Source organism: Shewanella sp. 1180_01, assembly GCF_052850535.1.
On sequence record NZ_VXCT01000001.1, the window covers coordinates 260,604 to 284,668 of the forward strand.

General features: G+C 46.6%; 24 protein-coding genes. 17 read left to right on the forward strand and 7 right to left on the reverse strand.

From position 1 onward, the window contains the following. Nucleotides 1–120: 120 nt before the first annotated feature. Nucleotides 121–528, forward strand: coding sequence for a DUF3192 domain-containing protein (locus tag FW758_RS01175; RefSeq protein WP_006080961.1), 408 nt, complete (start codon nucleotides 121–123; stop codon nucleotides 526–528). A 10-nt stretch (nucleotides 529–538) separates the two neighbouring features. Here the strand turns inward: FW758_RS01175 and FW758_RS01180 are convergent, their stop codons facing one another. Beyond that, nucleotides 539–772 (reverse strand): DUF2789 domain-containing protein, encoded by a 234-nt coding sequence (locus FW758_RS01180; protein WP_446444538.1) that lies wholly within the window; start codon nucleotides 770–772, stop codon nucleotides 539–541. Between the two features lie 149 nt (nucleotides 773–921). Here FW758_RS01180 and FW758_RS01185 point away from each other — a divergent pair, with 149 nt between their 5' ends. After that, nucleotides 922–1,569 (forward strand): GNAT family N-acetyltransferase, encoded by a 648-nt coding sequence (locus FW758_RS01185; protein WP_259581962.1) that lies wholly within the window; start codon nucleotides 922–924, stop codon nucleotides 1,567–1,569. Continuing rightward, entirely contained in the window at nucleotides 1,553–1,858 is a 306-nt protein-coding gene (locus FW758_RS01190) for a DUF962 domain-containing protein (RefSeq protein WP_063883247.1), read from the forward strand. The genes FW758_RS01185 and FW758_RS01190 overlap by 17 nt, the downstream gene beginning before the upstream one ends. Nucleotides 1,859–3,567: 1,709 nt before the next feature. Here FW758_RS01190 and FW758_RS01195 read toward each other — a convergent pair. Both FW758_RS01195 and FW758_RS01200 read right to left on the reverse strand, forming a co-directional pair. Beyond that, entirely contained in the window at nucleotides 3,568–3,954 is a 387-nt protein-coding gene (locus tag FW758_RS01195) for a DUF3301 domain-containing protein (RefSeq protein WP_006080967.1), read from the reverse strand. Then, the gene (locus tag FW758_RS01200) at nucleotides 3,951–4,964 is read right to left on the reverse strand and encodes a DUF3549 family protein (RefSeq protein ID WP_071939082.1); all 1,014 of its coding nucleotides are present in this window, start codon (nucleotides 4,962–4,964) and stop codon (nucleotides 3,951–3,953) included. Before FW758_RS01200 ends, FW758_RS01195 begins: the two co-directional genes overlap by 4 nt. Before the next feature lie 162 nt (nucleotides 4,965–5,126). Between FW758_RS01200 and FW758_RS01205 the strand changes: the two genes are divergently transcribed. Both FW758_RS01205 and truC read left to right on the forward strand, forming a co-directional pair. Further along, nucleotides 5,127–5,447, forward strand: a complete 321-nt coding sequence (locus FW758_RS01205; RefSeq protein ID WP_107402275.1) for a YqcC family protein — start codon at nucleotides 5,127–5,129, stop codon at nucleotides 5,445–5,447. Beyond that, nucleotides 5,434–6,297, forward strand: a complete 864-nt coding sequence (gene truC, locus FW758_RS01210; RefSeq protein ID WP_310802026.1) for a tRNA pseudouridine(65) synthase TruC — start codon at nucleotides 5,434–5,436, stop codon at nucleotides 6,295–6,297. Before FW758_RS01205 ends, truC begins: the two co-directional genes overlap by 14 nt. A 211-nt stretch (nucleotides 6,298–6,508) precedes the next feature. On the opposite strand, the gene FW758_RS01215 is transcribed toward truC, so the two are convergent. After that, nucleotides 6,509–6,703, reverse strand: a complete 195-nt coding sequence (locus tag FW758_RS01215) for a hypothetical protein (protein WP_006080971.1) — start codon at nucleotides 6,701–6,703, stop codon at nucleotides 6,509–6,511. 121 nt (nucleotides 6,704–6,824) lie between these two features. Here FW758_RS01215 and FW758_RS01220 point away from each other — a divergent pair, with 121 nt between their 5' ends. From FW758_RS01220 to FW758_RS01235, 4 genes are all read left to right on the forward strand, one after another. Next, a complete protein-coding gene (locus FW758_RS01220; RefSeq protein WP_011846344.1) occupies nucleotides 6,825–7,289 on the forward strand; it encodes a flavodoxin in 465 nt (154 codons plus the stop codon). Then, nucleotides 7,241–8,728 carry a PTS transporter subunit EIIC gene (locus tag FW758_RS01225; RefSeq protein WP_006080973.1) on the forward strand — a complete coding sequence of 496 codons (1,488 nt, stop codon included), beginning with the start codon at nucleotides 7,241–7,243 and terminating at the stop codon, nucleotides 8,726–8,728. Before FW758_RS01220 ends, FW758_RS01225 begins: the two co-directional genes overlap by 49 nt. Nucleotides 8,729–8,893: 165 nt before the next feature. Then, entirely contained in the window at nucleotides 8,894–9,760 is an 867-nt protein-coding gene (gene purU, locus FW758_RS01230) for a formyltetrahydrofolate deformylase (RefSeq protein WP_446444539.1), read from the forward strand. Nucleotides 9,761–9,933: 173 nt separating this feature from the next. Continuing rightward, nucleotides 9,934–11,865, forward strand: a complete 1,932-nt coding sequence (locus FW758_RS01235; RefSeq protein ID WP_446444411.1) for an HD domain-containing phosphohydrolase — start codon at nucleotides 9,934–9,936, stop codon at nucleotides 11,863–11,865. A 129-nt stretch (nucleotides 11,866–11,994) separates the two neighbouring features. Here FW758_RS01235 and dapD read toward each other — a convergent pair whose 3' ends face one another. From dapD to map, 3 genes are read right to left on the reverse strand one after another with little or no spacing between them, the layout of a single operon-like run. Beyond that, a complete protein-coding gene (dapD, locus tag FW758_RS01240) occupies nucleotides 11,995–12,819 on the reverse strand; it encodes a 2,3,4,5-tetrahydropyridine-2,6-dicarboxylate N-succinyltransferase (protein ID WP_446444412.1) in 825 nt (274 codons plus the stop codon). Between the two features lie 21 nt (nucleotides 12,820–12,840). Continuing rightward, on the reverse strand, nucleotides 12,841–15,426 hold the full coding sequence (gene glnD / locus FW758_RS01245) for a bifunctional uridylyltransferase/uridylyl-removing protein GlnD (RefSeq protein WP_446444413.1): 2,586 nt from the start codon (nucleotides 15,424–15,426) through the stop codon (nucleotides 12,841–12,843). Nucleotides 15,427–15,459: 33 nt separating this feature from the next. Then, a complete protein-coding gene (gene map, locus FW758_RS01250) occupies nucleotides 15,460–16,290 on the reverse strand; it encodes a type I methionyl aminopeptidase (protein ID WP_227257044.1) in 831 nt (276 codons plus the stop codon). Nucleotides 16,291–16,573: 283 nt separating this feature from the next. On the opposite strand from map, the gene rpsB reads away from it, so the two are divergent. From rpsB to rseP, 8 genes are all read left to right on the forward strand, one after another. Then, nucleotides 16,574–17,302, forward strand: coding sequence for a 30S ribosomal protein S2 (rpsB, locus tag FW758_RS01255; RefSeq protein ID WP_006080979.1), 729 nt, complete (start codon nucleotides 16,574–16,576; stop codon nucleotides 17,300–17,302). 120 nt (nucleotides 17,303–17,422) lie between these two features. Further along, entirely contained in the window at nucleotides 17,423–18,274 is an 852-nt protein-coding gene (gene tsf / locus FW758_RS01260) for a translation elongation factor Ts (RefSeq protein ID WP_006085247.1), read from the forward strand. 68 nt (nucleotides 18,275–18,342) lie between these two features. Then, complete coding sequence (gene pyrH, locus FW758_RS01265; protein WP_006080981.1) at nucleotides 18,343–19,080, forward strand: UMP kinase; 738 nt, start codon at nucleotides 18,343–18,345, stop codon at nucleotides 19,078–19,080. 21 nt (nucleotides 19,081–19,101) lie between these two features. Next, on the forward strand, nucleotides 19,102–19,659 hold the full coding sequence (gene frr, locus FW758_RS01270) for a ribosome recycling factor (RefSeq protein WP_012088724.1): 558 nt from the start codon (nucleotides 19,102–19,104) through the stop codon (nucleotides 19,657–19,659). Between the two features lie 82 nt (nucleotides 19,660–19,741). Then, the gene (gene uppS, locus FW758_RS01275; protein WP_006085248.1) at nucleotides 19,742–20,569 is read left to right on the forward strand and encodes a polyprenyl diphosphate synthase; all 828 of its coding nucleotides are present in this window, start codon (nucleotides 19,742–19,744) and stop codon (nucleotides 20,567–20,569) included. A gap of 20 nt (nucleotides 20,570–20,589) precedes the next feature. Beyond that, nucleotides 20,590–21,447 (forward strand): phosphatidate cytidylyltransferase, encoded by an 858-nt coding sequence (locus tag FW758_RS01280; RefSeq protein ID WP_446444414.1) that lies wholly within the window; start codon nucleotides 20,590–20,592, stop codon nucleotides 21,445–21,447. A 4-nt stretch (nucleotides 21,448–21,451) separates the two neighbouring features. Then, nucleotides 21,452–22,642 carry a 1-deoxy-D-xylulose-5-phosphate reductoisomerase gene (gene ispC, locus FW758_RS01285; RefSeq protein ID WP_446444415.1) on the forward strand — a complete coding sequence of 397 codons (1,191 nt, stop codon included), beginning with the start codon at nucleotides 21,452–21,454 and terminating at the stop codon, nucleotides 22,640–22,642. Nucleotides 22,643–22,681: 39 nt separating this feature from the next. Next, on the forward strand, nucleotides 22,682–24,052 hold the full coding sequence (gene rseP, locus FW758_RS01290; protein WP_446444416.1) for a sigma E protease regulator RseP: 1,371 nt from the start codon (nucleotides 22,682–22,684) through the stop codon (nucleotides 24,050–24,052). Nucleotides 24,053–24,065 lie beyond the last annotated feature (13 nt).

Sequence of the window (24,065 nt, forward strand, 5' to 3'; positions counted from 1 at the left end):
CAAAAGGTTGCGTAAGTTTTTTCATTTAAAAACAGTGTGTTGTCATTTGGCATCTATTTTGCTTATTGTCCTGCCTAAATCGCTTTTTCAAGCAAAAATAATAATCACACAGGATGTCACATGATTAACCATAAATTGAATAACAAACTTATCGCCATCACTTTTTTAGGGCTTGCAAGCTTAGGTCTTAGCGGCTGTGTGGTCAATGTCGGTGATGGCGAATCGGGTTGGGATAGCAGCGAATCATGGGAGAAAGTGCAGGATAAAAACCGCACGAACTTAACCAAACTGAGTTTAGGGATGCCCAAAGACCAAGTGATGATCTTAATGGGCACCGCTGATTTTAGTGAAGCCTACATTCAACAAAGTGCTCAACAAGGTGAATCGAATAAAGAAGTCTTAGTGTTGTTTTATCGTACCCAGCGCAATAATGGCGATGGAAAAACCACTAAGGATGAATGCACACCTATCGTGCTGAGCAACAATGCCTTAGTGGGTTGGGGTGAAACGGCTTACAGTAAAATTTAACCCGCGAGTTTTATAGCTTACGTAGCTGAGTATCGAGTTGCTCAATGGGCTCAGTCCAGAGGGCATCAGCTTCTAGGCCTTCGATGATAAAGCTCTTTTGAGCAGGGGTCCAAAAGGGCGCTTGGCTTAGATGGATGTGATGGTCGATATCATGGGTTGCAATAAATTGCGCTATGGCTTCATTGCTACTGTCTAAACCGAGTTGCTCGAATAAGTGGCTTAGGTCTACTGGAGTTGTATCCATCATTATTTCCTTTTCAGTATAGTGCCTTCGTTTAGAGTAAGCGCCTGATTGAAAAATGCAATCTATGATTAAAATTTGCACTTTTCCGTTTCCTTGGTAAATTAATTGTTACTCATAAAAAGTGTGGGCTAAGTCAAGGAATACTAATAATGGACAATGAAACCTTGGAAGACTGCCGTGCAGTCTATTTGACAGCGGAAGACTTACGCATTGCCGCCTCTATCCTCTATAACGCTTACCATGATGACCCTTTTTTTGTCGATTCACTTTTCACCTCAGATAAAGCCGCTTACGAGCAAAAACTGCGCGCCGCGATCCGCGAAGAACTCAATACGTTATGGCAACAAAAACAAGCACTCATTGGTTTATTTGACCATGAAAGACTGGTTGGTTTAGCCTGTGTGGTAACGCAAGAAGTGCCTTTGGGTGAAGGGCGTTACTGGCATTGGCGCTTGAAGATGTTGTTAGGTACAGGCTGGCAATCGACCCAAGCTTTGATGAAAAAAGAGTCCAGTATTGTCGAACTCTTACCCAGTAAGCACTGCGGTATTTTGCAGTTTATCGCCCTTGCACCGAACGAGCAGCATAAAGGACTCGGACATAAGTTAGTGCAAGCGGTAGTGAGTTGGTGTGATGAACAGCCTGATTTGGATGGTATTGGCGTGTTTGTCGCCCAGGAGAGCCATCTGCAATTATTTACCCAGCATGACTTTGTCTCTTTAGGCGAACTCACTATCGGCAGTGTCCATGGCCAGTTGTTATTCTATTCGGTTCAACAAGATGACTCACTCTTATAAACGGTTCGCCGATTTCTATCCTTTCTATTTATCCCAACACCAGCACCCGACTTGCCGGCAATTACACTTTGTTGGCAGTTGCTTAGTCCTGCTGCTGATTGGCATTGCCTTGGTTTCACAAGCATGGTGGCTATGTTGGTTTATTCCGGTCGTTGGCTACGGTTTTGCGTGGGTGGGACACTTAGTATTCGAGAAGAATCGACCTGCGACATTTCAGTATCCCTTTTACAGTTTGATGGCTGATTGGGTGATGTTTGCTCAGATGATCAGCGGCTTTTTTAAGCGTTAAAAAAGCCGTCCGAGTGAGATGCCCATGCCCGTGTGAGAGATCGCTTACAAACGCTGTAGGACATAATGTTTTCTTTTTGATTGTTTTTTGTTCTCTTGCGTTTAATTTTAAATAGAATCATTAACTTGTGTTTATTTGCCTTATGTTTGACCGTAATTTCTTTTGTAGTCCGTTCTTTGAGCCGAACAAAAAAGTCATGGTTAACGTAGAATTCATTCATGGCCAAAGCAAATGGATAGCAAGGAAAGCGAAACAGGCCAAAGGGACGCAAGAAGCAACGAATTAAGATTTCAAGGTTGAAATCGCTGACGGTAGGAAAACTGTCATTCGCCTAGGATAGGCTAAGGAAAAGCAGGATTGCTTTTCAAGGATGATTAGAGACAGTGAGTCGTATCGTCAGGATGATGAATTTCAGGAAGAATACAGGACACGCTTAAGGATTAAGCATGAACTCGAGACAGGATGTGTCGAGACAAGGATAAAGTATAAGGGTGAACAGCTTGTACTACTCTATGGAAGACAAATTTTTGCAGGATGCAATAGGAAAAAGTCATAGGAAGTGACAGGCTCTGTAAAATGGATTTACAGGTCAAAGGACTGAGTGTTATCTCACGCAAGTTTGATACACAGGGACGAAAAGGAATTACAGGGACGACGCAGGACGCAAGCAGACGCATGGATGGTGCAGGGAGCACAAATCGAGCAGGACGGCTTACAAAGGATAAATGGGGCGCACTTTAGTTGCGCCCTTTTCTTTGGTTCATTTTCAGTATTAATCTCGCTTTGCCAAGCTATAACGCTATTCACATTGACTTTTTAACTCTGCTTAAAGACTTCTCACCGTAAAGCATGTTCACCAGTCCTACTTCTCTTATTGCTTAATAATTTTTTTCTGGTCATGCGCCGAATGCTTGTCGAACTTTGAGCGATAGCGGTTTATGCATAAGTCCCAGGGGAGAAAATCTAGCGTTTTGCTTACTTTTGATTCGAATTGCCATCCTTCGTGTAAGAGATCTCTTACAAGTATGTAAGTAATTTGTAGGTTCAAAGGGGGGTTATGTCTTGGGGTTAGTTATTATTTATTTTTATATCAGTCAGTTAGTCTATTTATTATCAGTTAAACTCACCATTTTTGTTAACATTTTAAATAATCCGCAATGAGTACTTTCGTTGGTTGGCGTAGAATTCATCTTGTAGAAGGAATTACAGGCAACAGGATGTTGGCGATCAGGATGATCGAACAGTGACTAAGGAATGTGACTTAAGGAATGATAGGGATATAGGCCTTTCAGGATGAAAGAGAGCCAATACCAAGGAAGGGAGACTATCAAGGATTGATAGACTCATTGCATAGGATGGCAATGGCACATGGAGTGCAATTGAATGGATGCAATACCCCTTTCATGGATGATGATGGAACCGCTCAGGAAAGAGCAAGCTTGGGACTGGATGGCCAAGAGATAGGGAAGTACGAAAGTACAGGGACCTCAAGGATTGAGCAGGGATGAAGCAGGACGCAGATTGACGCATGGATGGTGCAGGGAGCACAAAAATAGCGGGATAGCTTAACAGAGAATAGGAGGGCGTGGCTTTAGGGCCGCGCCCTTTCTTTTTTTATTTTTATAGCGAGTTATTTTGTAGCACCAGAGAATGACTGATTATTCTCTATTCTGGCGAACAGCTTATTTGGGCATCATAGTCGATAAAACTTAATGACACTTGCCTGAGCTACAGCCGCTTTGCGTACCACAACCGCCAAATTTCCCCTGTGCTGTCGGCGCTTCTTGCCATTCGGGCTCTGGGAAGATAGGCCATTCTATTTTTTGAATTTTCTTACCTTGCATCCAAATATGGCCACTGTACTGGTTAATGCCGTCAGTGCTGAATTCAAATAAATATTTCGCTTTCCAACAAATCCCCGTGGTGCCGCCAATACTTGGGCGGGCGGTTTCCATTGCTATGGCTAACAGTTGCACTTTTTGTCGCCAACATTCTTTTTCGGCAAAAATGCGGCTCAACTCTGCCATTTGGCGTAACTGCCAAAAAAATGCGGCAATCACGACGAGGCCAATAATTAACAGTAAATCTGACATCATTTGCTTGCTGCCTTAAACAAACCACCTATGGCTTGTGATAGTTGAACGCTTCGATTGGGGTTTCTTAATTCGCCTAGTAGTTGATTGCGCAAACTAGGGATAGCCACAATATCAGCAAAGACCTGATTAAAAAAGGCTTGGGGCTGCAGTGCTAGGGCTTCTAAGTAAAGACTGCGACTTGAATCTTGTTTTAATACCGACCAGTTACGCCCGGCAATGCTGATGAGGGCATTGGTATCTAAAGAGGCCTGGCCGTGAAGATGTTCGAACGCTTGCTGGCTGTGTTTGGCGCTAGAAGCCAGAGCCCGTAGGAAATAAGCTTGGTGTTCTGGGGCTGCATCTTGAAGTTTCGCGAGAATTTTATCGGCGAGCGTGTCGCTAATCAGTAAGTGCTCAAGACACTGACATAGGGCGATTTGCACTTCGATGGCGGCAGTATCAAAACTCAATACTAAGTGCTGCTCATGATCAAATTCATTTGCGCGCGCACATACATCGGCTATGCCTTGCATCCCAATATGTTGCCATTGTGCTGGGGCTACTTGGCCTGACAAATACTGCACGGCAAATTCGTATTGCGATGATGCGCGTTGGCCGAGTTGTTTACGAACGAGTGCGTTGAATACGGCGAGTTTTTCCTGGCTTGGCTTGAAGTTAAACGGATTATTCGCGAGTCGTTCTTGCTGCTCATCACTGAGTGGCTGGGTGGGATCTTGCCCTAATGCCGCTAATATCATTTCGATAAATTGTGAGCGCGGTGCAGGCGACAGTAATCCTTGCTCATCTAACGCCAGTTTTAGAAACCAAATAAAGTGTTGCTGACTCGCATCCCAAAAGACGATAGCAAACTGCGCATGTCCTTGAATAGGGTAAGGATAAGGGGTAGCGAGAGATTCTATTTGGTGAAACGCGAGCATATCAATATGTTGCACCCTACGGCCAAGATCATACACTTGGAACTGGGTTTTGGCTGTGGTTAAAAACTGGCTTAAAGTTGTAATTTCAGTCATTTGGCTGCCATATCAATCAAAGAGGCTCAATAAATTGGCGCCATTATAGGGGGAAGTGCGTCTGGATGGTATGATTGCGGCACTTTAATCGACCTATTCGGCCTGTGGATTGTGGCAAGTTCCTCAATCACAATGGCTAACATGAGAATGGATCTGAAAGCTATGTTATACAGTCAAACCCAAGCTAAATTGGCTCAGATTGCCCAAGCGCTGCAAGCGGCCGAGTTGTGGTCTGAGCAGGCGCCTTCTGCCGCAGCAATGGCAAGCACAGCGCCTTTTGCCTGTGATCTTATGCCCCTTGAGCAGTGGTTGCAGTTTATTTTACTGCCTAGAATGCAGACTTTAATCGAAACGGGTGCGCCATTGCCGACGCAAATTGCGATAGCCCCTATGGCTGAACATGTTTGGCAGGATATGCCCCCGCGCCAAGCTCTGATTGGCGTATTGAATGAATTGGATATGTTGTTAAATGAATCAAGATGATATCTGGCTTGAAACGCCTGAAAATGCACGGAATGTATCCCAAGAGGATGATTCAGAAGAGCAGGCGCCTGAGATTGAAATTCTTTATGAAGATGATCACTTAGTGGCAATTCATAAACCTGCAGGCTTATTGGTCCACCGCAGTTATTTAGCGCGTCGGGAGCGATTTTTTGCCATGCAGCTGACCCGCGACTTAGTGGGCTGTCATGTGTTCCCTGTACATCGTCTCGACAGGCCGACATCTGGCGTGCTCTTGTTTGCCAAGAGTAGTGAAGTGGCCAATGCACTGTGTGAGCAATTTGCCTCCCATACGATTGAAAAACAATATTTGGCTTTAGTGCGCGGTAATATGCATGAGAGCGGTATTTTAGACTATGCGCTTAAGGTTGAGTTAGATGAATTAGGCGATAAGAATGCCGATCCTAACAAAGCCGCGCAAGAGGCTGTGACGGCTTATGAGCCATTACTCAATACTGAGATTCCGTATCCGTCAGGCCGATATCCCACGAGCCGATTTGCACTGGTACGCTTGAGCCCTAAAACGGGGCGTAAGCATCAGCTCAGAAGACATATGGCGCATTTACGTCACCCTATTGTCGGTGATACCACCCATGGCGACGGTAAGCAAAATGCGTTTTTCCGCGAGCATTTTGGCATTAATCGCCTGTGGCTTATCGCGAAAAAGCTCAGCTTCACCCATCCTGTCACTCAAGTTCGGCTCAGCATAGAAACCGAGCTCGAGCCTGAGTGGGAAACCGTGTTTGCCGAGCTAGGTTGGGACGAGGCGATCTTAAGTCAACAGGCTGAGTTGTTAATCGCCACGGATGAAATACCAGCTGGAAATGCGTAACTCATGACCTTAACTCAGACAATCTCAACTGAGACAATCTGGACATAATTGGCAGTCAGCCAAGTGAGTGGCATCAAAAGTCATTCGCTTGGCTTGGTTATTGACACTAAGCAATCGAATCAAAACTATCGAACCCATAACGGTCGAATCAACACTGTTCAATTAAAACGGTTCAATTAAAACTGTCCAATCAAAATGAGTCTGGCGGTAATTAGTCGAGGCGTTGCGGTGTTTGTGCGGTTTGTGGACGCAATTCTTGCATCATGACGGCTAAGGTTGAGAATCCAGAGGTAGGCGCGAGTGGCGATGTGAGATTTTGCTGGGCGGAGTGGAAATAATTTTTACGTCGAATATGGGTTGTTTTGTGGTGTTGCTTGAGGTGTTTTTGGCGGGTGGACTGTCGCATCAGATATTTCCTCATGCTCAATGACTTGATTTATAAAAATTTTGCGCCTTAGCTTGCCCATCCGCTGAACAATAAAGTAAGGTCAGCCTAATAAGGTTTGCAACGCAATGTGGAGTGTATCATGAAAAAGGTGAATCTGGTGTTTGGCACTGTCTATGGTAGTGCACAATTTGCCGCCGAAACCCTAGAGAAAGAAATGCAAGTTTTAGGTTATGATGTAACATTGTGGCAACCAAATGACGTCGCCAGCTTTATTCCTCCGCAGGATGAATTGTTAGTGGTGGTGACTTCTACGACGGGCCAAGGGGACTTACCCGAAGATATTCAGCCTTGGTATCATAATCTTAAAAATCTTGCGCCCTATTTACCCGCGCTTAACTACAGTGTGATCGCACTGGGTGATTCAAGTTATGAAACCTTCTGCGGCGCCGGTAGGGCTGTAGATGTGCTCTTGAGTGAACTTGGCGCTAAACCACTTGTAGAATTATTAGAAATCGATGCCTGTGAAACCATGGAACCTGAGGTTGAAGCGATAAAATGGCTAGAACGCTGGAATCAAGTCGTCAAAACCGAGCTCGTCGCTTAGGCAGTTTCGTTACTCAGCAGTGGTTTAAATTTGCCCAGCGCTTAAGCCAAGCGCTGCTTATTCCTATTGCCATTTTACCTGCCGCAGGGGTCATGCTTGGCCTCACCGTTAGTCCTATTCCTTTTATGCCCGAAGAGCTGACAGTGTTGATGTTGGCGGTGGGCAAACTCATTTTCGCCATCATGCCGATGTTATTTGCCGTGGCGGTCGCTATTGGCTTTTGCCGCGATCAAGGCATTGCCGCCTTTACGGCGGTGTTTGGTTATGGGGTGATGACGGCGACATTAGCCGCACTGGCCGATTTATATCGACTCCCAACCCAGCCTTTATTGGGGATGGATACCTTAGATACGGGGATTGCGGGTGGCATGATGCTCGGCGGTATTACTTGTCTTGCGGTGCGCTGGAGTCAATATATACGTTTGCCTGCGATTTTCTCCTTCTTTGAGGGACGCCGCAGTGCATCTTTGCTGATCATTCCCTTAGCGATGGGCTTAGGTTATGTACTCGCCCATGTGTGGCCACCCTTAGCGTTATTGATTGAGCGGGTATCTGACTGGGCGGTTTATCAAAAACCGGCCATTGCTTTTGGCGTGTATGGCGCGCTAGAGCGGTTACTTATTCCCCTTGGCTTGCACCATATTTGGAACGCGCCTTTTTACTTAGAAGTGGGTCAATATCAGTTATTAGGGCATGAAGTCGTCCGTGGTGAGGTGGCGCGTTATTTAGCGGGCGATCCGCAGGCGGGAAACCTTGCCGGTGGTTATCTGATTAAAATGTGGGGATTACCTGCGGCAGCACTGGCAATGTGGCGCTGCGCCGATCCTTCTGAGCGCAATCGCGTGGCGGGTATTATGCTCTCGGCGGGGGCGGCCAGTTGGTTAACTGGGGTGACTGAACCTATCGAATTTGCCTTTATGTTTGTGGCGCCAATCCTATTTATCATTCACGCCTTACTCACTGGGCTCGCTTACTTTGTCTGTATCATGCTCGATATTCACCACAGCATAGTGTTCTCCCAAGGGCTGGTGGACTTTACGTTGTTATTTCCATTGTCCCGTAATGCCAGCTGGTTTATTTTCCTCGGACCTTTGACCGCTATCATATATTACCTGTTGTTTAGGTTGAGTATTTTAGCCTTTAATTTGAAAACACCTGGCAGGCTTGAGCATAACGACAGTGACAGTAAAGGACCTAAAGAAAGTTTACGGGCGATTATTGCGGCGCTTGGCGGGCGTGACAATATCGTTGAGCTGAATGCTTGTTTGACACGGTTACGCTTGAGCGTACATAAGCCTGAGTTAGTCAATAAGGTGCGTTTGAGTCAGTTGGGTGCTAAGGGCGTGATCGTTATGGGCAAAGGTGTGCAGGTGGTTTATGGCACTAAGGCCGAAACCCTGCGTAAAGTATTGCAGCGTTACTTAGATACTCGCCGCTAGGATTGTGTTTTTACAAAATTAACTGCTTAATTTTTACATTTTATTGATTCAAGCCTCTGAAATGTCATTTTTATTTTCGCATTATAGGGTTTTCATGCTGTTCAGCACGATTTGCTATGGCAAACTCGATGTAGGGACAATATAGGAGATCCAACTTTGCAACAAATGACTGAAACTCGCGGTAATACTTCGCCATCCATAGAACGTAAAATCTTACTGACGGATTGCGCCGATGCCCAAGGCCTCATCGCCAAAATCACCAGTGTTTGTTTTACCCATAAACTGAACATCATTAAAAACAGTGAGTTTGTGGATAATGCCCAAGGGCGTTTCTTTATGCGAACTGAGTTAGAGGGCATTTTTAACAGCGAACAGTTATTGCAGGATCTGCGCGACGTGCTGCCTGCTAAGAATCACATGACCTTGGTCAGCGCTGGCAAGAAACGCATTGTGGTGTTAGTGACGAAAGAAGCGCACTGTTTAGGCGATCTGTTGATGAAAGCCTATTACGGTGGTTTAAGTGTCGAGATTGCCGCTGTGGTGGGCAACCATGATGCGCTGCGCGAACTGGCCGAAAAATTTAACGTTCCCTTTCATCTGGTGAGTCACGAAGGATTAGACCGAATTCAACACGAGCAAGCACTGTTGGCTGCGGTATCTCAATACGAACCCGATTATTTAGTCTTGGCTAAGTACATGCGGGTATTAACGCCAGATTTTGTGGCGCAATATCCTAATCGCATCATCAACATTCACCATTCTTTCTTACCAGCCTTTATCGGCGCAGCACCCTATCGCCAGGCCTGGGAGCGCGGGGTGAAAATTATCGGTGCGACGGCGCATTTTGTGAATAATTGCCTCGATGAAGGGCCGATCATCAAGCAAGACGTGATTCCTGTCGATCACAGTTATAGCGCCTTAGAAATGGCGCGTGCAGGGCGCGATGTTGAAAAGAGTGTGCTGAGCAAAGCGCTGCAGTTGGTGCTTAACGAGCAAGTGGTCGTGTACGGTAATAAAACGATCGTTTTCTAATACGCAGGCAGTCGCGCTAAGGTTATGGTAAGTGTTGCGATATCATTGCATTCAGCTCGGTCCATTTTAATCAGCTATCATTATGTTTATTGGAGATTTCATAGTGTTAACATTCGGGCGAACATAGCGCATAAGCGTGTCGCCCATGCTTTAGTCTAAGATCGGAGTGCAGGATGCCAACCAGTCAAAGCCTTATCGTTGGAATGAAAGACTTGCCCGATAGTTTGAATTTGTCTTGGGCACAGCTTGATGAGCAATTTCGCGTGCTACGGATGAGCCAAGCCTTTTACAGCCGTTGCAAACGCTCGGCGGCGCAAATCATTAATCAACCCATCAGCCAATTGTTTAGTGCCTTTAATGCCGAGTTGTGTGCCGATATCGTGAGGCGACGTGGGCAAGAGATAGGTTTTCAATTACAAGACTATAGAGGTATACGTGTGCATCTCGCGCTGCATTCTTTGCCTGAAATGGGATGGTATTTGATTCTATCCGACATCAATTTTGAAGATCCGCAGATGAAGGAGCTGCATTCGGATTATCGCCGAGCGATTCAAGCCAGCGATGCTTGGCTGCAACACATTGAAGATGTGATTAAATCCTCCCAAGAAGAAGTGTTTAAAGTCGCAGTTGCTAAGGCGATGTCGCTCACAGGTAGTCGCTATGGCTTTATTCTGTTGCATAACGAAAAATCCAAAACACTCACGCTCGCGGCACGTTCCGACTATCCCAACGCAGAGGCGGGCCAAGCCGATCTCATCGAAGATAATACCCAAGTGTCAGAACTTGAAAGCCGCGTATGGCTTGAATGCGTGCGAGATTATAAGCCGATCATCCAAAATCAAACCGACTCCCAAAGGCGCTTAGGGGATTTGCCCTTAGATAAACTGTTACTTGCAGGGCGTTATTTGGCGGTGCCGATTTTGTTTCGCAGCCGCTTGGTCGGGATAGTGTGTGTGGTCGATCGTAACGAGCCCTATAGTCGCAATGATGCAAGATCATTACTCACCTTCGCCAGCATCCTATGGCACACCATCGAACTGCCGCGCACATTACGGGCTGTCTCTCGCCAGTCCAAAATCATTAAATCGCAAAAAGAGCAGTTATCTCAGTCGTTAACCCAGCTTATTAGTGCCATTTCTGAGGCATTGGAACTAAAAGATGCCTATACCGCAGGGCATCAAAAGTCGGTGGCGCAATTAAGTTATTTGATTGGTGAGAAATTAGGCTTAGATCCACTGCGTCTCGAAGGACTGAAAATTGGTGCCTTAGTCCATGATATCGGCAAGTTGGCCATTCCATCGCAGATCTTGACCAAACCTTCGAAGCTTTCGAAAGAAGAATACGCATTAATACAGACCCATCCACTCCATGGCGCTGAAATTATTGAGGATGTGGAGTTTCCATGGCCCATTAAAGAGATGATTTTACAGCATCATGAGCGGCTCGATGGCTCAGGTTATCCCGCGGGGTTAAAGGATAAAGCCATTCTCTATGAGGCGAAAATTATTGCCGTAGCCGATGTTGCCGATTCGATATTATCCCACAGGCCCTACCGTCCATCTTTGGGGCTGGAGAAAATGACCGAAGTGCTGCGTGCGGGTAAAGGGACACTGTTTGATCCTGAGATAGTCGAAACCTGTTTAGAGATTTTGATTAATCGTGAGTTGAGTATTAGCGACCATATCGGCGCTGCGCCCCTTGAACCTCTAGTAACGATTTCCCTCGACCATGAGTTAGTCGACGTTAAGCGTTTGCTTACCGCCGCCCACGCTAAGGTGGCCGTGGTATTGGATGAACAACATAAGATACTCGGCGTGATCACCAGTCGCTTACTGGAACATTGGTTTAGCCCATTACTTGGCACAGCGGCTGAACGTGAGCAGGATAGGGCATCACTGCATAAAAAAGCCCATCAGATCATGCAGCATTCGGTGCCTATTATCAGTGAGGTGGCCACATCGGAAGATGCCTTATTGCAGTTGAATCTTTTGGACTCAGAATATCTTGTGGTGGTGAACAAAGCGCAGCAGCCATTGGGGATTATCGGCTGGCGGGCTATTGCCATGACGAGAAATGCATTTCGTGAAGTTGAGCGCTTGATTTAAGTGCCTTATTAAACACTTTATTTTTAAGCCTGATAATGACAGCGCAACTATAGGCTAAATTTTACTGACAATAAAAAAGATGCCCTCGGGCATCTTTTTTATGGAACTCATGTTATCGAACGAATACTGTTAATCAACAATACGCAGTAATTCGTTGATACCCACTTTACCGCGGGTTTTTGCATCCACTTTCTTAACGATAATGGCGGCATAGAGGCTGTACTTGCCACAGGCAGAGGGCAGATTGCCTGAAACGACAACGGAACCTGCTGGTACACGACCGTAATGCACTTCGCCAGTTTCGCGATCATAAATTCGAGTGCTTTGGCCGATATATACGCCCATAGAAATCACTGAGCCTTCTTCAACCACAACGCCTTCAACAATCTCAGAACGCGCACCGATAAAGCAGTTATCTTCGATGATGGTTGGGCCCGCTTGTAATGGCTCAAGTACGCCACCAATACCTACGCCGCCAGATAAATGCACGTTTTTACCGATTTGTGCACATGAGCCAACGGTCGCCCAAGTGTCAACCATAGTGCCTTCATCAACATAAGCACCTAAGTTCACATAGGATGGCATCAACACGGTATTTTTACCTATGAATGAGCCTTTACGCACTGTAGCCGAAGGCACCACGCGAATGGCTTCCGCTTTAAAGCGAGCTTCATCATATTCGGCAAATTTTAACGGCACTTTGTCGAAGTATTTGGTTTCGGCGCCATCAATAACCACGTTATCGAAAATACGGAAGGACAGTAATACCGCCTTTTTCAGCCACTGGTGTACATGCCATTGTCCGTCGATTTTCTCGGCGACACGGACTTCACCTTTGTCGAGCATATTGATGACATTTTGCACATCGCTGCGCACGCTGGCGTCAACTGTGCTTGGCGTGATGTCGGCGCGAGCTTCAAAAGCCGCCTCAATACGTTGGCGTAAAGCCTCCATTTACTTCTCCCACTGGTCTCGTTAATTAACTGATTCGATATTCTTTGCACTCAAGGCACTGATTAAAGCGTCCCTGAGGGTATTCTCTTGGTTTTCGTTAAGCTGCAGGCCATCGTTGGTTTGCAGCATAAAAAAGTCTTCGGCTCGCTCACCAATGGTGGTGATCTTGGCCGCGAGTAACGTCGTGTTGCAACGGTAAAAGATATCCCCGACTTTTGCCAGTAATCCTGGCGAATCTAAGGCGATAAGCTCCATCATACTTGTACCATGACGACTGCTTTCGAGGAAACTCACTTGTGTCGGAACATTAAAAGGTTTCATCTTGCGCGACAGTTTTCTAAAGCGTGGCAGTTTTGGGCTGTCGCTCGACAGGGCTTTTTCGAGCGCCTTACGGATACTTTGAATGCGTGAGAGCTGGCTAACGGGCGCGCCATCTTGCTCTAAGATCACAAAGGTATCGAGGGCATAATTATCTTTTGACGTCATGATGTTGGCATCATGGACGTTGATATTTTTATTGTCGAGTACCGCCATCACAGTTGCGAATAATTTAGGTCTGTCTTGGCAATAGACAAATAACTCAGTACCACCACGAGTCGTGTGTTTGGACACTAAGACTAAGGGCTCATCCTGTTGTTTATGCTTTAAAATCGCTTCGGCGTGCCACGCGACTTGATTGGGCTGGTGGCGTAAAAAGTAATCTGCCTTAAAACGTTGCCACAGGGTATCGAGATCTTTCTCTTTCAGTCCGCGGCGCAGCAGTTCTTTTTTCGCCTTGGCTTGGTATTCACGTACTCTGGCACGAATGTCGACGGGTTTTTCTTTACCACGGGCGAGCACCCTTTGGGTTGAAAAGTACAAGTCGCGCAGCAGTGAGCCTTTCCAGTTGTTCCAGGTTTTTTCGTTGGTGGCGCAGATATCGGCGACGGTTAAGCAGTACAGATAGCTCAAATGCACGGCATCGCGGACTTTATTGGCAAAATCGGCCACCACATTGGGATCGGAAATATCTCGGCGCTGAGCAGTAACAGACATCACCAGATGATTCTCGACCAGCCAAGCGACTAGACGACCATCGTGATCGTTTAACCCGTGTAGCTTACAAAAGGCGAGGGCGTCGGCGCCGCCAAGTTTACTGTGATCGCCACCGCGGCCTTTGGCAATATCGTGGAAGATAGCGCCTAATACCAGTAAGCCCTTTTTCGGCAGTTGGTTGATGAGAATCGAGCCTAAGGGAAATTCTTCTTTTTGTTCGGCTTGAGAAAAACGCTCAATATTGAGCAGCAATCTGTGGGTATGTTCATCGACTGTGTAGGCGTGGAACAGGTCAAACTGCATCTGACCTTCAATGTTTCGCCATGCGGGTAAATAGGCCGATAACACGCCGTGTTTGTGCATTAAAGACAAGGCAACAATGCCGCGAGGATGGCGCAAAATTTCCATAAAGGCTTGGCGGCAAAGCGGGTTTTCTTGCAAGGCTTGCGGCTGGGCGCGTCTTGCTCGGCGCAGTGAACGCAGCGTTGGCGCGTAAATACCTTTAATATTGGAGTTTTTAGCGACTAACAAAAACAGCCGCACAATTTCTTCGCCGCTATCGAACAGATCATCACTGAGCGCTTCGATAAAGGTGCCGCGGCGCTGGTAGTGTTTGTCTATCGATTGAATTTCTAAGGCTTTTGTGTGCCCCAGCGTTGCGCGCTTAAAGAGCTGCAACAGCATTTCGTTCAGCTCCATCACTCGGCGCACCGTGCGATAGTAGCGCTTCATCATCTGCTCAACGGCAAGCTGGGTGGCGTCTTCATAACCCATAAGCTCGGCAACTTGGCGCTGCACATCAAACAGTAAGCGGTTTTCATCGCGACCGACCACCATGTGCAGGGCAAAGCGTAGCTTCCATAAAAAGTGCTGACATTCGAGCAGCTCTTCTAATTCACCGGTCTCTAAAAAGTCGTATTGGACTAATTCTTCGAGGCGAGCGGCGCCAAAGTGACGCATGGCCACCCAAGCAATGGTTTGAATATCCCTAAGGCCGCCGGGACAACTCTTGATATTGGGTTCTAAATCGAAGGCACTGGCTCTGGCATGGCGGGCATTTTGTTCGTCACGCTTAGCGATAAAGAAGTCGCTTGAGGTCCAAAAGTCACTCTGACGAATGGCATCGTAAAGTTGGTCGAATAAAAACTCGGGCCCTTCGAGCAGTCGTGCCTCTAACAGGTTAGTGGCTATGGTGATGTCTTCACGGCCGAGAGTAATAGTGTCGTTTAACGTACGGACACTGTGGCCGATTTCGAGATTAGCATCCCACAAAAAGGCAATAAACTGACTGAGTGCCGCTTCGGCGGCGGGTGACAAGATATCATTAAACAGGAACAGTAAGTCGACATCTGAGTGGGGATGCAGCTCCCCACGGCCATAGCCGCCTACGGCAATCAGGGAAATATCAAATTCCCTTAGACCGTGCTGTTCCCAAGCTTGCTTTACAAGGGCATCGACAAATTGACAGCGCTGCGTGACTAGCTCTTCAATCGGGATTTTAGCCTTGAAACTGGCTAAAAGAGTCTGATTCTGTTCGATTAATGATTGTTTAGCGAGCAGAGCTATATTCATCGAGTCCCTTGTTTTTATTCTTGTTAGTTTGGCCTATCGCTCGTGATTGATGATGCGTGGGAAATCTTCATCCTCACGCAGAGTCAGTACTTCAACCCCTTTTTCAGTCACAAGTAGGGTGTGTTCCCACTGGGCAGAATTTTTACCATCGGAGGTGGTAACCGTCCACTTATCATCGCGATCGAGTATGGTCGTGTGGCGACCGGCATTGATCATAGGTTCAATAGTGAAACACATGCCTGGGCGTAATACTGTGTTATCGCCGTTGCGGTAATGCATGACCTGAGGTTCCTCATGGAAACCCGAGCCAATACCGTGGCCACAATAATCTTGCACGATGGAATATTTCTCAAGGCCTGTTTTGCTTGCTTTGATGAATTTTTCGATAGTATTGCCAATTTCACCCAGTTTTAGGCCCGGACGCACCTTACGAATGGCCAAATACAGGCTTTCTTGTGCGATGCGGCACAGACGTTTGTCCTTCGCGCTCACTTCACCAATCAAAAACATCTGTGAGGTATCGCCGTGATAGCCGTCTTTAATCACTGTGATGTCGATATTGAGGATATCGCCTTCTTTCAATGGTGGGTTGTCGTTTGGAATACCGTGGCAAATCACATGGTTTACAGAAGTACAAATGGACTTAGGAAAACCATGATAGTTAAGCGGCGCCGAAATCGCACCTTGCTCTTCGGTATATTTGGCGCAGAGGTCATTGAGTTCATTGGTGGTCACGCCCGGCTTAACGTGCGGAGCGATCATTTCTAATACCTGTGCGGCAAGTTTGCCCGCAGCACGCATTTTTTCAATTTCTTCAGCTGTCTTGATGACTATACTCATTGCGTTTTCTCTTGTGTCTTTAATGTCTGTTGGCCACGCAACCTAATGCAAAAATTTGTGCTTTAGGGCTATTTATGGTATAAAGCGCGCCGTTATGTTTAAGTCTTGATGAATTGTCCAAGCCAGCTTTTGCTCTGCTTAGATACTTGCAAGACTAAAGATGGCGGCCATTATACATGGCTATTTGTCTAAATACTAAATCACACACGTGTCGACACATTCTTCGGGGTGCCCTCAGTTATCAATTGCGGGGTCGAAGACATGGGATGCGTGGAGGTCTAACCCCCTAAATTTTAAGGTAATAGAAATGACTACAGTTTCAATGCGCGATATGCTTCAGGCCGGTGTCCACTTCGGTCACCAAACCCGTTACTGGAACCCAAAAATGAAGCCATTCATTTTCGGTGCTCGCAACGGTGTTCACATCATCAACCTTGAGCATACAGTGCCAATGTTCAATGAAGCGCTGGCTTTCATCAGCAACGTAGCTTCAAAGAAAGGTAAAGTATTATTCGTTGGTACTAAACGTGCTGCTGGCGAAGCGATCAAAGAATCAGCTCTGTCTTGTGATCAGTTTTATGTTGATCACCGCTGGTTAGGCGGTATGTTGACTAACTGGAAAACTGTTCGTCAGTCAATCAAACGTCTGAAAGAACTAGAAAGCCAATCAGTTGACGGTACTTTCGACAAGCTGACCAAGAAAGAAGCGCTGATGCGTACTCGTGAGCTTGAAAAGCTGGAAAAATCTTTAGGTGGTATTAAAAACATGGGCGGCCTGCCAGACGTATTATTCGTCATCGGTGCTGACCATGAGCATATCGCTATTAAAGAAGCTAACAACCTGGGTATCCCTGTTGTTGCAGTTGTTGATACTAACTCTGCGCCAGATGGTGTTAACTACATCGTTCCTGGTAACGACGACGCTATGCGTGCTATCCGCCTGTACACTTCTTCTGTTGCTGCTGCTGCAAAAGCTGGCCGTGGTCAAGATTTGGCTGTTCAAGCTGAGCAAGACGGTTTCGTAGAAGCCGAATAATAATAAGGCGCGATGATTATCATCACCCTTATTAACCAAGATTTTTGATTGGTTAACAGGGGCCATTCGGCCCCTGTTTTATATCTGCAAATTAGTCGATTTTTTATAGAGGATTTAACAATGGCAATTACTGCTGCCCAAGTTAAAGAACTGCGCGACCGTACTGGCGCAGGCATGATGGATTGTAAAAACGCTCTGACAGAAACTAACGGCGACATGGAGTTAGCAATTGACAACATGCGTAAGTCTGGTGCTGCTAAAGCTGCTAAAAAAGCGGGTAACATCGCTGCTGACGGTACAATTCTGATCAAGAATGGCGAAGGTTTCGCTGCGCTGTTAGAAGTTAACTGTCAAACTGACTTCGTTGCTAAAGATTCAAACTTCTTAGCATTCGCGAACGCAGTATTAGATGCCGCTGCTGCATCTAAAGTGACTCTTGAAGATTTAAAAGCACAGTTCGAAGACGCACGCGTTGCGTTAGTAACTAAAATCGGTGAAAACATCAACATTCGTCGTGTTGAGTACATCGATGGTGCAAACCTATCTTCATACCGTCACGGTGAGCGCATTGGTGTTGTTGTAGCCGGTGAAGCTGACGAAGAAACCTTAAAGCACATCGCAATGCACGTTGCTGCTTCTAAGCCTGAATACGTGAACCCAGAAGATGTTCCTGCAGAAATCGTTGCAAGAGAACAAGCTCTGCAAATCGAAATGTCAATGAACGAAGGCAAATCGGCAGAGATCGCTGAGAAGATGGTTCTTGGTCGTATGAAGAAGTTCACCGGTGAGATTTCTCTGACTGGTCAAGCTTACATCATGGAACCAAAGAAAACTGTTGGCGAAATTCTGAAAGAGAAAGGCGCTAAAGTCACTAACTTCATTCGTTTAGAAGTGGGTGAAGGTATTGAGAAGAAAGAAGAAGATTTCGCAGCTGAAGTTGCTGCTCAAATCGCTGCTTCTAAAAAGGCTTAATCGCCAACGCTAAATACCCCCAAGACCGCGGCAATAGCTGCGGTCTTGTTATGACCAGGATAAAAATTATGAGCACCAATCCAAAACCCGCATTTAGACGCATTCTTCTTAAATTAAGTGGCGAAGCACTGATGGGCGACGAAGGCTTCGGCATCGACCCCAAAGTATTAGATCGCATGGCTCAGGAAGTGAAAGAGCTGGTTGAGCTGGGTATTCAGGTGGGTGTGGTTATTGGTGGTGGTAATCTGTTTCGCGGTGAAGGCCTAGCAAAAGCAGGCATGAACCGTGTGGTGGGCGATCACATGGGTATGCTGGCAACGGTTATGAACGGCTTGGCAATGCGCGACGCCTTGCACCGTGCCTATGTTAATGCCCGTCTGATGTCAGCTATCCCGTTAAAGGGTGTGTGTGACGATTACAATTGGGCTGAAGCGATCAGCTTGCTAAAATCTGGCCGAGTGGTTATTTTTGCTGCCGGTACAGGTAACCCTTTCTGCACGACCGATTCTGCGGCCTGTTTACGCGGCATTGAAATCGAAGCTGAAGTTGTGTTGAAAGGCACTAAAGTCGACGGTGTATACTCCGAAGACCCAATGAAAAATCCAGACGCCGTTAAGTATGATGAAGTGACTTATGCGGAAATTCTGGAAAAAGAATTAAAAGTAATGGACTTAGCAGCCTTTACTATGGCGCGTGATCACGACATGCCTATTTTAGTCTTCAACATGAACAAGCCTGGCGCTCTTCGCCGCGTTATCATGGGTGAAGAAGAAGGCACGCTGATCAGAGCGAAAAAAGTTATTTAATGACCAAGAAGGACATTTAACGTGATTGAGAACATTAAGAAAGATGCGCAAGAACGCATGGGTAAATGTGTAGACGCAACTAAAAACCAAATGGCAAAAGTGCGCACAGGTCGTGCCCACCCAAGCCTGCTTGATTCAATTCAAGTGTCATACTACGGTACTATGACACCACTGAACCAAGTGGCTAACGTGGGTGTTGAAGACTCTCGCACTCTGTCTGTGACTGTATTCGATCGTAGCGCTATCCAAGCCGTTGAAAAGGCCATTATGAGCTCAGATTTAGGTCTAAACCCTATGTCTGCAGGCGCGACATTACGTATTCCATTACCCGCGCTGACTGAAGAACGTCGTAAAGACTTCATCAAAGTGGTGCGTAACGAAGCTGAAAACGGTCGTATCGCTATCCGTAACGTACGTCGTGATGCCATTTCTGAAGTGAAAAAACTTGAGAAAGCCAAAGCTTGTACTGAAGATGATGTTCGTCGCAGCGAAGAAGAAGTGCAAAAGTTCACCGATGCTCATATTAAAAAGGTCGATGAGATTTTAGCGGCCAAAGAAATTGAGTTGATGGAAGTCTAATCTCAAGTTCGATAAGCTAGAGTTGATGCGCCGTGTAGGGGTATACTACACGGCGTTTGTCTATTTTAAAGGGCTGTATTAGATGTCATCCACAGTGGAACTTGATCCGCACCCTAGGACGAGTGAAAGTGATTTACACACTCAAACGACCTTGCCGGGACAATTACCCGAACTCGTGAAACAGTCGTTACCTAAGCATGTTGCCATTATCATGGATGGCAATGGGCGCTGGGCACAAACTCAAGGTAAACCACGAGTGTTGGGACATAAGGCCGGTGTTAAGGCCGTTAGACGAGCCGTAAGCACGGCAAGCCAATTGGGCATTGAATCGCTAACGTTATTTGCATTTTCTAGCGAGAATTGGCGAAGACCCGATAAAGAAGTCAGCTTGCTGATGGAATTGTTTTTTACCGTATTACAGCGCGAAATTAAATTGCTGCATAAGAACCAGGTTAAGCTGAAGATTATTGGTGATATCAGCCGGTTTTCGGCGCGCTTACAGAAGCAAATTGCAGCTGCGCAAGAGAAGACATCAGGCAATACTGGCTTGGTTCTGAATGTTGCCGCTAACTATGGTGGCCGTTGGGACATACTTCAAGCAGCCCAAAAATTAGCGGAAAAGGTCGAAACTGGCGAAATGACCAGCAGTCAGTTCACCGAAGAAGCCTTAAGTGCACATTTGTGCATGCAAAATCAGAGTGAAGTTGATTTAATGATCCGCACGGGCGGGGACTGTCGCATCAGCAATTTTGTGCTGTGGCAGGCGGCCTATGCAGAATTGGTGTTTACCGACACCCTTTGGCCTGATTTCGATGAACAGGCTTTTCATGAAGCGATTGCCATTTTTGCAAGTCGCCAGCGCCGCTTTGGTTTGACTGGAAGTCAGATTGATGAGATGCGTGCATTGTAAAACCTCATGAGGGATTTTTTTTGCTAAAACAACGAATAATAACAGCAATTTGGTTAGTTCCATTAGTTTTGGGGGCGATATTTTTACTCCCAGCCAACTATTTCGCTTGGGCCTTGGTCGGCGTCTTTCTCATTGCTGCAAAGGAATGGGGAAGAATTATCGATAATCAGTGTGACGTCACCCAGTGGAGCTTCACTTGTACGGTCGGTATCTTGTTGGTAGCACTTAATCTGATTGTGCCAATCGATGCGGTTTGGTTAAGCCATCAGTTACACCCTATCTATTTAGCCATTCTCTATATTGGCGCACTTTGGTGGTTTGCCTCACTGTTATTAGTGGTGACTTATCCTAAAAGCGCTAAGTTTTGGCAAAAGAATCCTATGTTTAAGTCCATGTTTGGACAGCTAACCTTAATACCTTGCTTTGTCGCACTGATCGCGCTCAAATCCATTAGCTCGCAAGCTTCGCCTTATTACGGCCCTGTGTTGGTGTTATTGGTGATGTTGATTGTGTGGGCCGCGGATTCAGGCGCTTACTTCGTTGGCAAGGCGATAGGTAAAACCAAACTGATGCCAGCGGTTAGCCCAGCTAAAACGCTTGAAGGCTTACTCGGTGGTTTAGTGACCACTATGATAGTGGTTGCAGCTGTGATGTATTATTCGCCTGAGCAAGAACTGGGTTTAGTTGTGGCCGTGACCTTATTTGTAGCCTTAGTGTCAGCGCTGGGTGATTTATCTGAAAGTATGTTTAAGCGTGCGGCCTGTATTAAAGATTCTGGCACCATTTTGCCAGGTCACGGCGGCGTGCTCGACCGCATCGACAGCCTGACAGCAGCCTTGCCGGTGTTTACCCTGATCTACATTGCATTCTGGATGTAACGCTATGCAAAATATGGTGATTTTGGGTGCTACCGGCTCTATAGGTGCCAGTACCTTAAGTGTGATCTCGGCTAATCCATTCGCTTATAGCGTGTATGGATTAGTGGCCAACGCGAGTGTTGATAAGATGCTTGCACTTTGTTTGGCGCATAGACCGAAAGTGGCGCATATGGTGGATGAAGCGGCAGCAAAACAGTTGCGTGCCGTTTTACCCGCGACGCTCAATATCCAAGTCACCACTGGCATGAATGATTTACTCGGTTTAGTGACTGCTGCCGAAGTGGATATCGTGATGGCGGCGATTGTTGGGGCTGCAGGGCTAGTACCGACGCTTGAAGCCGTAAAGGCGGGTAAGCGGGTATTACTGGCCAACAAAGAAGCCTTAGTCATGTCAGGTGAGCTGTTTATTGAGGCGACTAAGCGCTCTGGCGCGGTTCTCTTGCCTGTGGACAGTGAGCATAATGCTATCTTCCAATGTCTCCCACAAGAAGTGCAAGCCAACCTTGGCCGTTGTGACTTAGCGGCATCGGGTATTTCCCATATTCTGTTAACCGGTTCTGGCGGACCTTTCCTGCGGTCGGATCTTGCGACACTGGCCGCCATGACGCCTGCCCAAGCCTGTAAACATCCTAATTGGTCCATGGGACCTAAAATCTCCGTCGACTCCGCCACTATGATGAATAAGGGCTTAGAGTTTATTGAGGCGCGTTGGTTGTTTAACACTCAGGCTGAGCAACTTAAGGTGGTTATCCATCCGCAAAGCGTGATCCACTCTATGGTGCAGTACCGTGATGGTTCCGTTATTGCCCAAATGGGTAACCCAGATATGCGTACGCCCATTGCCCATTGCATGGCTTATCCGCAAAGAATTCATTCTGGCGTTGAACCTTTAGATTTTTTCAAAGTCGGACAGTTAAGCTTTTATGAACCTGATTTTGAACGTTTCCCCTGTTTAGCTCTGGCAATGGACGCGTGTGCCCAAGGCCAAGAGGCGACAACTGTGTTAAATGCTGCCAATGAGATTGCCGTTGAAGCGTTTTTACAGGGACAAATTGGCTTTACTCAAATTGCAAAAGTGAACGAAGCTTGTTTAGTGACTGTGCCTAAGCGCCCTATGGGCAGCATAGAAGATATTTTAGCCTTAGATGCGCAAACCCGCGTCTATGCGCGTGAGACCTTAGCAAGCATCGCTTAGCAATGGCTGAGTGATTAAATCAATGACGTAAGGAGTGGGATGTTAGATTTTTTATGGAACTTAGGTTCTTTCATCGTTGCACTGGGCCTGTTAATCACCGCCCACGAATACGGCCATTTCTATGTCGCACGCCGTTGTGGTGTCAAAGTCGAACGTTTCTCCATTGGTTTCGGTAAGGCGATTTGGCGTCGTGTCGGTAAAGACGGCACTGAATACGTGTTAGCCATGATCCCACTCGGTGGCTATGTCAAAATGCTCGATGAGCGCGTCGAAGACGTCCCTGAAGCATTAAAAGATCAAGCATTCAATCGTAAAACCGTATGGCAGCGCATTGCGATTGTGGCTGCTGGCCCGATTGCGAATTTTATTTTTGCCATCGTTGCCCTGTATTTTATGTATCTGATTGGTGTGCCGTCACTGAAACCTGTGATCACATCGACAACACCTGGAACTGCCGCCGCGCAAATCCAGGTCACTGAGCCCATGCAAATTACGGCCATTTCCGGCCAGGCTGTGCGTAACTGGGAAGAAGTGAATTTAGCCTTAGTGGGCCACATAGGCGATGAAAGCCTGAGTGTATCGCTGACGCCATTGAGCGGTTTGCAGGGCCTAGATTCCAGCGCGCGCTCTTATACCTTAGATACCCGCAATTGGCATTTTGATCCTGAAAAAGAATCGCCGATTACCACCTTAGGTTTAGGGATATATCGCCCCGAAATCGACCCGACAATAGCTGCAATTAGCCCTGACAGCGCCGCTGCCAAGAGTGAGCTGAAAGTCGGCGATACCTTAGTGGCGATAAATGGTAAAAATTATACTGATTGGCAGGCTTTTGTTGACATTATTCAACATTCTGCCAATGTGCCTGTGAGCTTAACTGTGCGTCGTAATGGCGAACAGTTTAACGTGGCAGTGACACCGTTAAGCAGCAAAAGCGCCGATGGCCAAGAGATAGGTATGCTGGGGGTGAGCCCAACCCAAGCGCCATGGCCAGACAATATGCGTTTACAACTTGAATATGGACCAATCGATTCTTTCGGCATCGCAGCGGATAAAACATGGCAACTTGTTGCTGTGAGCTTTAAGATGATTGGCAAATTATTTACCGGCGATGTGTCGGTGAAAAACCTGAGTGGACCCATCTCGATCGCACAGGGTGCGGGCAGTAGTGCAAACTATGGCTTGGTCTATTTTCTCGGGTTCCTCGCGCTCATCAGCATTAATTTAGGCATCATTAACTTGTTGCCTTTACCTGTGCTCGATGGGGGACACCTGCTGTATTACTTTATTGAAGTAATAACTGGTAAACCTGTACCTGAAAAGGTGCAGGAAATAGGATTCAGATTTGGGGCAGCAATACTGCTGATGTTGATGAGCATTGCGCTTTTCAATGATTTTGCCCGACTCTGAGCAAGGACAGACT

What these genes read in the sequence shown, in the direction of transcription:
- FW758_RS01175 (WP_006080961.1), top strand. Translation starts at nt 121, where the DNA reads ATGATTAACCATAAATTGAATAACAAACTTATCGCCATCACTTTTTTA.
- FW758_RS01180 (WP_446444538.1), bottom strand. Translation starts at nt 772, where the DNA reads ATGGATACAACTCCAGTAGACCTAAGCCACTTATTCGAGCAACTCGGT.
- FW758_RS01185 (WP_259581962.1), top strand. Translation starts at nt 922, where the DNA reads ATGGACAATGAAACCTTGGAAGACTGCCGTGCAGTCTATTTGACAGCG.
- FW758_RS01190 (WP_063883247.1), top strand. Translation starts at nt 1,553, where the DNA reads ATGACTCACTCTTATAAACGGTTCGCCGATTTCTATCCTTTCTATTTA.
- FW758_RS01195 (WP_006080967.1), bottom strand. Translation starts at nt 3,954, where the DNA reads ATGATGTCAGATTTACTGTTAATTATTGGCCTCGTCGTGATTGCCGCA.
- FW758_RS01200 (WP_071939082.1), bottom strand. Translation starts at nt 4,964, where the DNA reads ATGACTGAAATTACAACTTTAAGCCAGTTTTTAACCACAGCCAAAACC.
- FW758_RS01205 (WP_107402275.1), top strand. Translation starts at nt 5,127, where the DNA reads ATGTTATACAGTCAAACCCAAGCTAAATTGGCTCAGATTGCCCAAGCG.
- truC (WP_310802026.1), top strand. Translation starts at nt 5,434, where the DNA reads ATGAATCAAGATGATATCTGGCTTGAAACGCCTGAAAATGCACGGAAT.
- FW758_RS01215 (WP_006080971.1), bottom strand. Translation starts at nt 6,703, where the DNA reads ATGCGACAGTCCACCCGCCAAAAACACCTCAAGCAACACCACAAAACA.
- FW758_RS01220 (WP_011846344.1), top strand. Translation starts at nt 6,825, where the DNA reads ATGAAAAAGGTGAATCTGGTGTTTGGCACTGTCTATGGTAGTGCACAA.
- FW758_RS01225 (WP_006080973.1), top strand. Translation starts at nt 7,241, where the DNA reads ATGGCTAGAACGCTGGAATCAAGTCGTCAAAACCGAGCTCGTCGCTTA.
- purU (WP_446444539.1), top strand. Translation starts at nt 8,894, where the DNA reads ATGACTGAAACTCGCGGTAATACTTCGCCATCCATAGAACGTAAAATC.
- FW758_RS01235 (WP_446444411.1), top strand. Translation starts at nt 9,934, where the DNA reads ATGCCAACCAGTCAAAGCCTTATCGTTGGAATGAAAGACTTGCCCGAT.
- dapD (WP_446444412.1), bottom strand. Translation starts at nt 12,819, where the DNA reads ATGGAGGCTTTACGCCAACGTATTGAGGCGGCTTTTGAAGCTCGCGCC.
- glnD (WP_446444413.1), bottom strand. Translation starts at nt 15,426, where the DNA reads ATGAATATAGCTCTGCTCGCTAAACAATCATTAATCGAACAGAATCAG.
- rpsB (WP_006080979.1), top strand. Translation starts at nt 16,574, where the DNA reads ATGACTACAGTTTCAATGCGCGATATGCTTCAGGCCGGTGTCCACTTC.
- tsf (WP_006085247.1), top strand. Translation starts at nt 17,423, where the DNA reads ATGGCAATTACTGCTGCCCAAGTTAAAGAACTGCGCGACCGTACTGGC.
- pyrH (WP_006080981.1), top strand. Translation starts at nt 18,343, where the DNA reads ATGAGCACCAATCCAAAACCCGCATTTAGACGCATTCTTCTTAAATTA.
- uppS (WP_006085248.1), top strand. Translation starts at nt 19,742, where the DNA reads ATGTCATCCACAGTGGAACTTGATCCGCACCCTAGGACGAGTGAAAGT.
- ispC (WP_446444415.1), top strand. Translation starts at nt 21,452, where the DNA reads ATGCAAAATATGGTGATTTTGGGTGCTACCGGCTCTATAGGTGCCAGT.
- rseP (WP_446444416.1), top strand. Translation starts at nt 22,682, where the DNA reads ATGTTAGATTTTTTATGGAACTTAGGTTCTTTCATCGTTGCACTGGGC.